This window comes from Spongiimicrobium salis, assembly GCF_043678055.1.
Classification (GTDB): Bacteria; Bacteroidota; Bacteroidia; order Flavobacteriales; family Flavobacteriaceae; genus Spongiimicrobium; species Spongiimicrobium salis.
Genome location: NZ_JBHEQA010000004.1, coordinates 1 through 14,297 on the forward strand (window position 1 = coordinate 1; position 14,297 = coordinate 14,297).

Here is a 14,297-nt window from a genome sequence, read left to right on the forward strand (position 1 = left end):
CGCCTAAGCGGGTGCAAATATAACACCCTTTATCCAACACCGCAAAAAGAAATCATACTTTTTTTTAAAAGTTTTTTTGATATCCGCTAAACCTATGAAAATCAGCACCAAAACTTTAATGAATTTTGTCTTTAAACTTTGGTTCTTTTTACCCCAAACAAAAGCCCTCCAACATCCTTACACCAATACATTATGTATAGTAAGGACATCCAGGCATCTACTCCTAAGGAAATCATTGAACTATTATGAAAAGAAATTCCACACCAATCCAAATCGGATGACAAAATCACGATAAGGATAGTTTGGTGACGCATAGAAGTTATTATTGGAAAAGGGAGAATTAAAATGTTCTGCCTTTAAAAATATGCGCGTCTGCCTCACCCTTGCATTAATAAAGAAATCGAGTAAGGGAAAGCCCCCTATTTCTTCTGTATTCTGCGTAAAGAATTCCCCCAACAAAGGATTATACCCATCTGCATTGTAAGAGGTAAAATACTTAAAGGTAACCCCGGTTTGAATGAACATTGCCTTCTTAAATATATCGGATGAAAAATACAAGGTGTTTCGCGTAACCAAATCCGGAAGGTTTAATACTTGATTGGTCTGCGAAACATTTTGATACAATATCGTATTGTTCAAGGCAAACTTTCCTACTTTAAATTCTTTTTCATACTTCACCTTTAGATAATTAACACTATTAGTCTCTTGAAAAGGCCGTACAAAGGCATTCTCCAAGCCCGAATCGATCTGTTCCTGCGTTGCTACATTGCTATCTGGAGTAAAATAGGTGTGATTATCCAAAGTGCTATACTTGATTGCCAAATTCCCCCAGCGCTTAGAAAGCAGATCAAATTCCAAACTATTGATCCGTTCATTCTCAAAAACCTCGGTATTCTGCCAATTGTAGTTTTCATAATCGCTTTGATACAGCAAGAAATTAAAATCAGGGGTACGGGAAGAAGAATGAATTCCGAAACGCAGTTGATGCTTGTCGTTAATACGATAACTCGCCGCTGCATCAATAAGGTTCCCGGTAAGATTACCAGACACATTATATTGTATACCGCCCTCCAATTGGAAGCCACCGATTTTCTTTTGATACTCTCCTCCCACAACAATCTCCTCTCCTCGTAATTGATTGTCTATCTGTTGGGAGTCCGTTATTAAGATACTATTAAAGAAATAATCATAGTTATATAGGGCCACACTTCCTTTTAACCGCCCCAAAGTAGTATTAAAAAACTCAGCGTTCACTTGATTATAAGCGGTTTTCAAGGTAGCCTTATCATCGATAGCATTCAAAAAACTCTCCCCAAAAAAATCGTTTTGCTGCTCCTGGCGGAACTGATAAAACTTGGTTTCATAATTAAATTGATGCCCTAAGGTAATTTCTGTTTGCCTAGCCACACCGGAATCCCGTTCTTTTCGCAGCAACTTATAATTATGGTCTAAAAAATAGCGTTTGCCCAGCACTCGGTTATTCGCATCATCAAAAACCAAATCGATTCTTGCCCGATCTCTAAAGTCCTCGTCTCCCGATTCAAACTGTTCTCTATTGGCCAAGCCTCCATTTTCTTCACTTTCCGTATTCTGGGCAGCTATATGGGCCCTGATATTGTAACGGGCATCTTTAGTTACATAGTTCACGGTGGTTTTGAAGTTTCCGGATTCCGCCTGGTTATCCTGAAACTTACCCAAGGAGCGGAAACCTTTAAAACCAATGGAAAAATTCAGCCGCTCAGAGGTATTGAACGTTAATAAGGCATCTAACAATTGCCCTTCTTCCAAGGTAGTCTTAAACATTAAGTCAGACAATGGGGTTGCGACATTATAGTATTTAACATCTTCTATTTCCTGATAATTAAAATGTTTTGCTTTCGCCCCGAGAATTGGATAAATATTGCGTCGTTCAAAATTGGCACCCAAGCGATTATAAGCCTGCCCAATATTAGAGAAGGATTGCCATTCAAAGTCATCTTTCCGTAAGAAATTAAATTTATATTCCTTTTGTATGCTAATACTGGTATCCAAAGCTACCGTATCCCTTTCGTAAGAAATAATTTTATAATCTTTGATGGTGATGTCATCTTTGGCTTTGGCCTTCCTTTTTCCCAAAGGTTGTGCCTTCTTAAGAATAGAATCTTGTCCTTGTTTTGGAGGAACCGGAGGTTCTTCTTCTTGGGCAAAAAGTGCATGGGTTGCAAAAACAAAAAGCAAGAGCAGTGTATATTTCATTCGATCTACTTACGCGAACAAAGTTAATTTTTTTTGTTGGTACAAAAATGTGAAAGTTTTTACAATATTAAGAGACTTAGACAAATAGAAGAATTAACATTTTTTTGACAGAAAAAACTTCGATATATCACAAAAAGTAGTATTTAGCCCAAAATAATTGATATTCTTTATTATTATCATCATATTTACGGAAAAATTATTAGTATGATCAGAAAATTACTTTTCGTCTGCCTATTTATAGGTATGTATTCTCATGCACAGTATCATAAGAGTACGCCTTGGATGGCAGAATTAGAAAAAAAGAAATCCCCTACCTTAAAAAACGGTCAGGAACAATACTCTCTCTTTGAGATTTCCGAGGCCTTTAACAACTACTGGAAAGATAGGGATCACACTGCCAAAGGAAGTGGCTATAAACCATTCAAGCGCTGGGAAAATTATTGGAAGCATATGGTAGATGCCGATGGTTTTTTTCCTTCACCACAAGAGATATGGGGCTCTTATCAAAAGAAAAACAATTTATTTGCAGAAACCAACCCTGTAAGCAGCTGGGAGTCCATAGGACCATTTACACCTGATGCATTTGATGGTCTTATCGCACCATTTCCGCAAAGGCCTTTGCCCGGTCATGGAAGGGTGAATGCCATTGCCGTAGACCCCAACAATCCAAATACTTGGTATGCCGGAGCACCAGCTGGAGGCATTTGGCGATCTATTGATGGCGGAAATACATGGACGAGTTTGTTTGATGAGTTTTTACAGATAGGAGTTTCTGGTATTGCCATAGACCCTAACGATTCCAACATCATCTATATTGCTACAGGAGATGACGATGCTTTTGACTCCTACAGTATTGGGGTTTATAAATCACTCAATGGTGGACAAACTTGGAATGAAACCGGTTTAAATCCTACCAATGTACCTATCGGAGGATCGATGAATGAGATCACTATTGATCCCACCAATTCCGATATTGTATGGGTGGGTACAAGTCAAGGATTGTTTAAGACCATAAACGGTGGGGACACTTGGGACAATGTAAACCCAGAAGAAGCAAGGGATTTTAAACTAAAGCCGGGGGATCCAAACACAGTATACGTCGTTTCTAACACTTCCTACTCCAAGTCAACTGATGGAGGTGCAACTTTTACAAGAATTACGGACATTCTTCCCGGAGCTTCTGGAAGATTAGCCATCGGGGTCACTCCTGCAAATCCAGAGGTGGTCTACATTGTAAGTGCGGATATACCCGCTAATGATTTTGCTTTTCAAGGCCTATATAGATCTACCGACAGTGGCGAAACCTTTACACAGACTCTGAATACTGTGGATATTTTTGAGCGTAACCAGGCCTGGTATGATTTAGCAATAGAAGTATCCCCTACAGATGAGGATGACCTGTTCATTGGTGCTATCAATATCTGGAGAAGTACCGATGGAGGAGATATCTTTGTACGTTTAAATAGTAATGATGACACTTTAGCCGCGAATTATACCCATGTGGATATTCACACCTTAAAATTCTTTAACGGCAGTCTATTTTGTGGTAGTGATGGTGGCTTATTTGTCTCTGGTGATAGTGGAGATAGCTTTACCAATCGTACTTTTGGTATGGCCATTACCCAGTTCTATCGTATTTCGGTGGCCAATGGAAATTCTTCTCAAATTGTTGGAGGCACCCAAGACAACTCTGGTTTAGTATATAGCAATGGTGTTTGGAATAACTTTACCATCGCTGATGGTATGGATTATGAAATAGATCCCAATAATCAGGATTTGATTTATGGATTTATCCAAAACGGAAACGTGTTATTTATCTCCTCCAATACAGGAGAAACGGTAAGTTCCGTTTTCCCTCCCATTAATGCAGCAGGTGACGCTAGAATAAGTGGAAATTGGATTACACCTTTAGCTATTGGTAGCGATAGTGAAGTATATGCCGGTTATGATGCTGTATATCGCCTTGTAGGAAATGCATGGGAACAAGTCTCCCAATCCTTCAGCTCCAGCAATATTGATGACCTTGAAGTAGCACCAAGCAATCCTCAAGTTCTATATGTAGCGGAAGGGAATTCTGTTTTTAGAAGTACCAACGGAGGAATTACTTTTGTTTTACTTGGAAATTTTGATGCGGATGTTTCTAGCATAGCACCGCACAGCAGTGATGATAGGATTGTATACGTCACCTTATCCAATCTTAGAGGAAACGGTATCCCGCAAATTGTGCAACCGAATAAAGGCGTGTTTCGATTAACCGTAACAGATTCCGGTACGGTTAGGGATGATCTTACTTTTAATTTACCGGATGACCAAGCGCTTTTTTCCATTGCACATCAAGGGAGAGACACCAATAATCCAATCTATGTAGGGACAAGTTTAGGTGTTTATCGCTTGGACGATACTTTAACCGAATGGGAAGAATACTTTACCAATCTGCCTAATGTAGGAGTTTCTGATTTGGAAATTAGTTTAGATGAAGCCATTATAACGGCCTCTACCTTTGGGCGAGGGATTTGGCAATCACCTATCCCCGTACAGGTTCCTGAGAACGACTTAAGGTTGATTTCATTGACTCCAAATCCCAACACGGTGATTTGTGGGGAAATCATTCCGGAAATTGAAGTCAACAATAATGGCTTAAACACGGTGAATGAAATTACTGTTACGTATACGATCAATGGAGGTGCTGATTTGACCTTTGTATGGAATGGCACCTTGAACAGCAACGCCTCCACTACCATTGCCCTGCCTCCTTTAGCCCTTTCTGGTTTTGGGCAGGTAGAACTTAATGTCAATGCCACGATTGCCGGGGATGCTTTTGACGATAATAATGATGCCATTACCAATTTTATTTTTAACGATTTTGGAACCGGAGATGATATTATCACTTTTGAATCTGATGATGATTCCTTGTTGAGTTTTAATGATCGTTCTTCCGATAGCGTATGGGAACGTGGAGAACCTACGGGGACTTTGTTGAATACCGCTGGTTCGGGCACACAGGTGTACGGTACCAATTTGGACGGTAACCATCCCAATAACACTTTAGGTTTTATTTATAGTGGATGCTATGAACTTTCCTCCATTTTAGCTCCTGTACTTACCTTCAACATGGCTTATGATCTGGAAGAGAATTTTGATATTGTATATGTAGAATATTCCATAGATGACGGAACCACCTGGAACTTGTTGGGAAATATTAATAGTCAACCTAATTGGTATACTAGTGATAGGACCAATGCCAGTTCAGGAGCGGCAGATGATTGCCAAAATTGTCCTGGTGGACAATGGACCGGTACGAATGCCACATTAACCGAATATGCCTATGACTTTACGGCCAATGCCGCAAGTGGGGAAACCGATTTGACCAATGAAGGCAATGTGCTTTTTAGAATTGCTTTTCAATCTGACCCAAATACAGTACAGGAAGGTGCTATAGTGGATGATTTTGTGGTGACCGGATTCCAAGACGATGACGATGATGATAATGATGGGGTTTTGGATGTTGATGATAACTGTCCTCTTATTGGAAACGCCAATCAATTAGACACCGATAGCGATGGCGAAGGAGATGCCTGTGACGATGATGATGATGGGGATGGGATTTTGGACGTCAATGACAATTGTCCCTTAACCCCAAATCCCAATCAAGCGGATGCTGACGGAGATGGTATTGGCGATGTCTGTGACAACGATGCAGATAACGATGGTGTTCCAAATGATTTGGACCTCTGCCCAGATACTCCAGCAAATTCCGTAGTAGATGTTGATGGATGTGCGGTGTTCTCCCTTCCTGCCAACAACTTCAGAATCCTTACTACTGGAGAATCCTGTATCTCCAGTAATAACGGAAGTATTGCCATTGAAGCTGCGGAAAGTTTAAATTACACCGCTAGCTTAACCCAAGGTGGCACAGCAGTGTCTAGCAATGATTTTACGACGACAACTTCCTTTGAGGATTTAACCGCAGGAAATTATACGGTATGTATTACCGTTGCCGGACAAAGTGACTTTGAAAATTGCTTTGATATCACAATTGTTGAGCCAGAACCTCTTTCTGTTACTTCCAAAGTAAGTACGTTGAAAAGCGAGGTTACCCTAAGTTTATCTGGAAGTGCTCATTATACAGTAACGATCAATGATGTGGTATACACTACTTCGCAAAATGAAATTACTTTGCCACTTCCCGATGTGGAAAACGTAATATCTGTAAAAACCGATTTGGATTGCCAAGGTGTTTTCTTGGAAACGGTAATCCTAAACACAGAAGCCTTTATTTACCCGAACCCGATTACCAATGGCAACCTTACCGTTGTTCTAGACGACAATAGCTTAGAAAGCGTACAATTGGCACTGTATACTTTTAGCGGCAGTACGGTATTTAGAAAAGACTTTAAAGTTTCTAATGGCACGGTTAACTTTAATGTAGACAATCTTTCCAGAGGTGTCTATCTATTAAATGTTAGAACAGATAAAGAATTATTGAATTATAAAATTGTAAGAAGATGAAAATTATAACTAAAATAGTAGTACTCACCCTTGCCCTTACGGGCATGGTTGCCTGTGGAGGCAGTTCGGATGGTGGTGGCGACACTGGCAATCCTAATCCGCCTCAAGCAACACCCCCTTCTGCAGCAACTTTAGTTTTCCCGGAAAACAACACAGAATGTAATGAAGGTGAAAATTTAAACGAAATGCAGAGTAGGGTTACTTTTAGATGGGAAGCATCCGCGAACACGGATACCTATGAAGTAAATCTTAGAAATTTAACTACTGATGCCACTTCTAGGGTAAATGCCACCGTTAATGAGGCGAGCATTGTTATTGATCGTGGCGCGCCTTACGAATGGTTTGTGGTGTCTAGAGCTACTGGAGTAAGCACCACCGCTTCCAGTGCCACGGAACGTTTCTATAATCAAGGCCCTGGCATTGAAAATTACGCTCCTTTTCCTGCTGAGGCCATAAACCCGGCAAGAGGAGCCAATATCAACAGTACCGGAACCATAGCTTTGGAGTGGTCTGCTACTGATGTAGATGACGATATTACCGGATTCACTATTTTGTTTGGAACGGAAAGTACACCTACAAATTCCATTGGAGATACCACTGCGACCACTCTTGAAACAAGTATTAGTGGTGGGCAAACCTATTACTGGAGAGTCATCTCTACCGATAGTGCGGGGAATACCTCCCAATCTGAAGTATTTCAGTTTAGAACACTTTAATTTCAGGGATGCACATTATACAAAAAGCCCGAGCACTTTGTGCTCGGGCTTTTTTTGTTTTTTCAATCTTAAAACATTCTTTAAACTGTATCCACTAAGATTACCATCCTAATCTTATTAAGAATGAATGCCCTACTTTCAAATATCATTTGCTTATTGGAAGTCACTTTAGTTTCGTCGTCTTTTAAAAAAATAAGCCTTCCTACATTCCTTTCACCATCACTTACGCAATTTAAAAGGTTCAATTTATATTTGATTATCCCCTTGACCTCATATTCCTAAATTTATCTGATACTACACCTACTCCTCTTAAAAGCTATAATACCGCTTATTTTGTGCTCCAGAATTGCCTTTAAGTAGATTCCTCGAATCTGAATAGCCCCAACAGCTCCATTGTACTGATTTGAATCTTGTTTAGGAGCAGAAATCTTTCTTAAAAGAAAAACACTCAACGGAGGTAATTTTCACGATTAACTGAGGCTGTAAAAAAGAGTATTGGATTGTGTTTCTCCGATTTCTTAAGAGTCTATAATAAATACTTCAACTTGAATCCGTATCCCTAAAACTCAAACACCCATAGAAGGCATAAAAAAAACCCTCGCATTACATGCGAGGGCCTTTCAATATGATTAAGGTGATTTTTACATCACACTATACAAATCTTACTGCTTAAGTAAATTGAATACGTGAGAGTTACCAGAAATAGAACCTCCGAAATCAAGATTCACTTCAATAATACCAACACATGTCAATACTCTACCACCAGGAAGGAATCTATAGGTGTTAGGACCAAAACTCACCTGAGAACTAATTCTTGTCTCATCTACAGCAGTTATAGAACCTGTAGCTGGATCGATAGTAATAATCAAATCCTCAGCACCTTCAGTAATGTAGGTTCCACCAACAATAGTAACCTGATCAGGTCCTGGACCTGCAACAACTTCTCTGTCAAAATCAGTCTCACCAAAGAAATTGGCAAAAGTAGAAGCGGTAACGTCATAAGAACCTGGAAGCGCAGCTAAATCAACACTTGGGCATTGTACATCCAATGTGATAGCCAATGCTTCAATACTATCATCCAAAATCTCAGCACCTTCCACGGACACCAAATTCAAAGCAATAGCATCTGTAGCCGATGGCAAGTTATCAGATGCCAAAGTAGTAATTGTAATATCAGCAGTAAACTGTCCCGCTGGAATTACAGGTGTTAAATTGTCAATAGAGAAAAGGGCCGGATCCAAAGTAGTTCCATCCATATCCAATTCCACTACAACACTTCTATCCGAAGAAGACAATGTAGATACCCCAACTGTAATTACACTAGGTGTATCTTCTGCAGGGTTAAAGACGATTCTAGGAGCTGCATTCCCCCCACCAAAACCGGCAATAGCTCTACCGTTTTGTGTATCGAATCTTGGAATTGGTTCTTCATCACAGGAAGTGATAAAAAATAATCCCATGCAGATTACTGCAAATTTATATATAAAGTTTTTCATATTCTTGTTTTTGAATTAGTAGCCAGGGTTTTGCATAAAGTTAGGATTCGCATTGATTTCAGCGATAGGAATCGGCAACTGGAATCTTGTATCACCAGCTGGCAACATCAATATTTCTGCCGGGGTACCGGATCCATCAATGATATCTCCATTAGTACCACGCATAACTGGCTCTCCTCTTCGCTTTAAATCGAACCAACGGTGTCCTTCAAAAGAAAGTTCAACTCTTCTTTCGAATTGGATAGCAGCTTCCAAAGCAGCGCCAGTTTCTGTTCCAGCAACAAAAGGAGCAAAACGTTGTGCTCTCAAAGTATTCAAACTTGCCAAGGCAGCAGCCTCGTCACCCAATTCGAACTCAGCCTCCGCTCTGTTCAACAATACTTCGGCAGCTCTCATTACTTTAATGTCAACACGTCCATTTACCTGACCTGTTTCCCCCAAGAACTTACGGATGGCATTGTAATCATTACCTTGGTTTGTTCCTACAAACTGAATTACGTTTCTTCGTAAATCGTTAGGATCAATACTGTTGAAGAAATCAAATTCAACTGCGTACTCAGAGATTGTAGAGCTAGCGTTGGACTGACTGTACAATACCCCAACGTTGTTAAAGTTTGCCTCAGAAGCAGTGTTCACAGAAAGCTCCACTACAATACCGGCGTTATTACTATCGGTATATACTCCTGGTAAATCGGCAGGAGAAGCCAAACTTGTCGTTACTTCATCAGCAGCATCGATTGCTTGCTGGTACTGTCCATTATACAAGTAGATTCTTGATAATAATCCAAATACTCCATTTCTATCCAATCTTCCTTCCAAGTTAGAAGTTGCGATCAACTGAGAAGCTCTCTCCATATCCCCAAGGATTTCGGTATAGTTGCTTGCTACAGTTTCTCTTGCTGGTTGTGCAAAAGGATCTACGGTATCACCGTCTTCTACTTTAATATAAGTAACACCCAATGAAGCATTTGCGTTTGGATCTTGAGTAGGAATCAATCCGTATGTACGAACCAAATCAAAATGCGCCCAAGCTCTTACGGCCAATGCCTGTCCTAAGATATTATCCTTATCTGGTCCATCTTGTAAGTTGTCGATTTGACCAATTACCAAGTTAGCAGCGTTAATCGCTTCATAACACTCACTAAACCAAAGTGTGATTGCACCTCCGTTATTTGCTTGATATCTATAATCGTAGAACAATTCATTGGAACGACGCCCTGTAGTTACCAAAACTACATTATCAGATAAGATATCAGGAATACCCTGCATCCCAGATCCAGGAGCTGAATAGTAGTTCCAAAGTTGAGAATATGCCCCATCTACACCATTTTGAAAAGTAGCCACATTGTTAAAGAATGTCTGTGGGTTACCATTTACAAAAGGCTCTAGTCTATCTAGTTCATCTTGACAAGCCACGAATACGCTTGACGAGATCAACAACACTAGCATTGTTTTAAAATATTTTTTCATGTTTATTCTTTTTTTTTAATTAAAATCCTATATCAATACCAAAAGTATATGATCTAGTCTGTGGGTAACTAAACAAGTTTGCCTGTCCATTTTGGAACCCTGCAGACTCTCCAGAAGCGATACCAATTTCAGGATCTCCTCTAAATCCGGAGATTGTCCAGATGTTTTGTCCTGTACCGTAGATACGCACTGAATTTAATCCTGTTTTCTCCAAGAATTTGCTTGGGAAATCATAAGATAGCGTCAAGGTTCTTAAACGGATGTAATCCCCTTTTTCCAAGAAACGATCAGACGCCTGATCTGCAGTACCTTCGAACAATGGATTAGGCAATACATTTTGGTCACCTGGCTGTCTCCAGTAGTTGAATGCTTCCAATCTTTGGTTAGCATCGATATTTCCAATAGAGATACCTGCTTGACGTTGCAAGTTCTGAATGTAGTTTCCAGCTTTGTATACGAAATCGGCTCTAAGACCAATTCCATTGTATCTAAAGTTTGTGTAGAATCCACCTTCAATATCAGCAGCAGGAGATTTTCCTTCCAAAATAGTTTGGAAACCTGCACTGTACTCGTTCGTTACGTTTCCATCAGTATCCAAGTATAATGGCTCACCGTTTGCCGGGTTAACCCCTGCATAACGTACTAAGAAGAAAGAGTTGATCTCTTCACCTTCTCTAAGGATGGTAGAACCGTTAATGATATCATTACCATCAACCAATCTTGTTACTTCATTATCCAAGAAAACAATGTTACCTCCTAAAGACCATGTAAAGTCTTGCGTTCTAACAACGTCTCCATTAAGGGTTACCTCTAAACCTCTGTTCTGAATCTCACCGATGTTCGCAGTAACCGCATTGTTTTCATCACCAACTGTTTGAGATAGTGGTCTTTGAAGCAATAAGTCATCAGACGTTTTTTCGAAGTAATCCACAACCCCGTTGATTCTGTTGTTGAATAATCCAAATTCAACACCTATATCCAAGGTAGTTTGACCTTCCCATTTGATCGCTGGGTTACCAACACCAAGAGGAATTGCAGTAGTTCTTCCGTTAAATGTTCCGAAACCTAATAAGTTTAAGAAGTTAAAGTTACCAATGTTCTGGTTACCTGCTGTACCGTAAGAAGCTCTTAATCTCAAATTATTGAAAATAGAACCTTCCATGAATGCTTCATTGGAGATGTTCCATGCAGCACTTCCACTGTAGAAGTATCCAAATTGGTTATCAGGTCCAAAACGTGAAGAACCATCACGTCTTACAGAAGCAGATAATACATATCTAGCATCGTAGTCATAGTCTAAGAATAAACCTTGAGAGAACAAGATACTTCTTGCCTCGTTACTTCCGGCATTACTTGCCTCAGCAGCAACATCTTGGAAAGGAATTTCTGGAGAAGGGAAACCTCTACTTGTACTGAACTGACTTGTAAAGATATTCTCGTTGTACTCCAAAAGGAAACTAGCACCAAAGTTGTGCGACTCTCCAAAAGTATCGTTATACGAGAAGATATTGTTTACGTTGTACTCAAAATCAATACTAAGGTTATCCGTCTGTGTTCCAGGGAAGTTGGCATCTCCAACGAATCCTTGAAGAACACCTCCGGCCAATGAACGGTTAGTTCTGTTAAATCTGTTACTTGTAGCACCAACAGAGAATCTGTTGGAGAATTTGCTTCCTAATTTAATATCAGCAAACAAGTTTCCAATAATCAAGAAGTTTCTGTTATCTTCCGGCTCTGTCAACAATGCTCTTGCAATTGGGAAACCAGTAGAAGTTGGGTTAAATACATTGTCTCCATTTGCATCAACAACGATATCTCCATTTGCATCTCTTAAGAATAATGGCTCATATGGATTGTAATCATATAAAGCTCTAAATGGATTTTGAACGTTGTTTCTATCCCTTGGTAAATCAGAAGTATTTCTAGCCAAAGAGATATTGGAACCTACAGTTAACCAATCTTTAGCTTTATAAGTAGTATTCAAACGAGCAGAAACCCTTTCGAAACCATCAATTCTATCGATAATACCTGTGTTCTTGTCATAACCTAAAGACAAGAAATAAGACAGGCGATCATCACCTCCAGAAATAGAAAGTGAGTTCGACTGAATCACAGCAGTTCTCAACAACTCTTCTTCCCAGTTTGTATCCAAAGCGATCAAAGCTGCCAACTGCTCTGGTGTAGCGTTAGCACCAGGTAAACTCGCTGCTGCAGGAACACCCAAAGCTGCAAATTGTCTTTCCAACTCTAATTTTTCAGCAGCATTCGCTAAACCAAAAGGATCAGGAATCCTGTTTCCTTGACCGTAAGAAGAGCGGAAATCGATTCTAGCTTCTCCGGAACGACCTTGCTTTGTTGTAATCAATACAACCCCGTTCGCACCACGAGAACCATACTTGGATACTGTAGCAGCATCCTTAAGAATAGAAAGACTCTCAATGTCATTAGGGTTAATGTTATTTACATCGGTAGCATCGATCGGCGTTCCATCCACAACATATAAAGGTGTACTGGCCGCGTTGATAGAACCAATACCCCTAATCTGTACGAATGCCGTTTGACCAGGTCTACCGTTCGCTGCAGTAACCTGAACCCCTGCCGCTTGTCCTTGAAGTATATTGTCAATACTCGTAGAAGGTACAAACGCCTCGATCTTCTCACTACTTACAGTAGATACTGCAGATGTCGAAAGTTCACGGGATTTAGTTCCATACCCTACAACTACAACTTCTTCCAGCACTTCGGCATCTTCCTCCATCTGAACGTTGATTGTATTTGCAGCGCCCACTACTCTAGTTGTCGTCTTTTGACTCAAATAACTAAAGCGCAAAGTTTGGCCCACATTGGCGGTAATGGTATAGTTACCATCAAAATCTGTTTGTGTTCCATTAGTGGTTCCTACCACTAATACGGCAACACCAGGTAAAGGCAAACCATTTTGGTCTGTAACATTACCCGAAATAGTTTTCTCTTGTCCATAAGAGAAACTCATGCATAACACCAATAAAGGCGTTAACATCCAAGTTAACTTCGATCTCATTTAATTAAATTTTTGAATTAGTCAAAGACAAAAGTCATAATAATAAGTTAATTATCCAAAAAATAGTAGCGCATACATTAATTTTATGTTAAAAAAATTTAAGTATTTATTAATTTTACAATCAATCATTCAAATGATTATCATAAGAATATATTTTTAACAGTTTATTTCTATTTTATTTCGCAATATTTACGAAACAATCGATAAAATATAGCCTTTTACCACATCAAAAAATGTTAAAAATTCATTTTCAATCCTGTATTGAAGCGGGTACGGACGAGGCCGGAAGGGGGTGTTTGGCAGGTCCAGTGACCGCAGCTGCTTTAATCCTTCCCGAAGCCTTTAAACATGAAATGTTAAACGATTCTAAAAAAATATCCGAACACAAGCGAAATTTCTTAAAACCTATTCTTGAACAATCTGCGCTAAGTTTTGCAGTTGCCCATGTGTATCCGGAAGAGATTGATTCCATCAACATTCTCAACGCTTCCATTCGCGCTATGCACATTGCCATAGAAAAGCTTTCTAAACGTCCAGAACATATTATTGTAGACGGAAATCGTTTTAAACCCTATGAGGACATCCCTCACCATTGCATTATCAAGGGGGATTCAAAATACATGAGCATTGCCGGAGCTTCTGTTTTGGCAAAAACCTATAGAGATGCCTATATGGAGGCTGCACATGAGGAATACCCCATGTACAATTGGAAAAAAAACAAGGGGTACCCTACCAAAGAACATCGAGAAGCCATTAGGCAATATGGCCTTACGAAATACCACCGAAAAAGTTTTAAGCAATTGCCCGAACAATTGAAACTTCCTATATAAA

At 39.7% G+C, this 14,297-nt stretch carries 7 protein-coding genes; 3 read left to right on the forward strand and 4 right to left on the reverse strand.

Going from position 1 to position 14,297, the window contains the following annotated elements:
* Positions 1-243 precede the first annotated feature (243 nt).
* Positions 244-2,235 (reverse strand): putative porin, encoded by a 1,992-nt coding sequence (locus ACEXOE_RS17300; protein WP_394750098.1) that lies wholly within the window; start codon positions 2,233-2,235, stop codon positions 244-246.
* 204 nt (positions 2,236-2,439) lie between these two features.
* Between ACEXOE_RS17300 and ACEXOE_RS17305 the strand changes: the two genes are divergently transcribed.
* On the forward strand, positions 2,440-6,744 hold the full coding sequence (locus ACEXOE_RS17305) for a thrombospondin type 3 repeat-containing protein (protein WP_394750099.1): 4,305 nt from the start codon (positions 2,440-2,442) through the stop codon (positions 6,742-6,744).
* On the forward strand, positions 6,741-7,460 hold the full coding sequence (locus ACEXOE_RS17310; protein ID WP_394750100.1) for a hypothetical protein: 720 nt from the start codon (positions 6,741-6,743) through the stop codon (positions 7,458-7,460). The genes ACEXOE_RS17305 and ACEXOE_RS17310 overlap by 4 nt, the downstream gene beginning before the upstream one ends.
* Before the next feature lie 662 nt (positions 7,461-8,122).
* Here the strand turns inward: ACEXOE_RS17310 and ACEXOE_RS17315 are convergent.
* Genes ACEXOE_RS17315 through ACEXOE_RS17325 form a run of 3 tightly spaced genes read right to left on the reverse strand, consistent with a single transcriptional unit; the run spans position 8,123 to position 13,466 of the window.
* Positions 8,123-8,920, reverse strand: coding sequence for a DUF1735 domain-containing protein (locus ACEXOE_RS17315; RefSeq protein ID WP_394750101.1), 798 nt, complete (start codon positions 8,918-8,920; stop codon positions 8,123-8,125).
* Between the two features lie 51 nt (positions 8,921-8,971).
* Positions 8,972-10,405 (reverse strand): RagB/SusD family nutrient uptake outer membrane protein, encoded by a 1,434-nt coding sequence (locus ACEXOE_RS17320; protein WP_394750102.1) that lies wholly within the window; start codon positions 10,403-10,405, stop codon positions 8,972-8,974.
* A 40-nt stretch (positions 10,406-10,445) separates the two neighbouring features.
* On the reverse strand, positions 10,446-13,466 hold the full coding sequence (locus ACEXOE_RS17325) for a SusC/RagA family TonB-linked outer membrane protein (RefSeq protein WP_394750103.1): 3,021 nt from the start codon (positions 13,464-13,466) through the stop codon (positions 10,446-10,448).
* Positions 13,467-13,699: 233 nt separating this feature from the next.
* Here ACEXOE_RS17325 and ACEXOE_RS17330 point away from each other — a divergent pair, with 233 nt between their 5' ends.
* A complete protein-coding gene (locus tag ACEXOE_RS17330; RefSeq protein WP_394750104.1) occupies positions 13,700-14,296 on the forward strand; it encodes a ribonuclease HII in 597 nt (198 codons plus the stop codon).
* The last annotated feature ends 1 nt before the right edge of the window (position 14,297 follow it).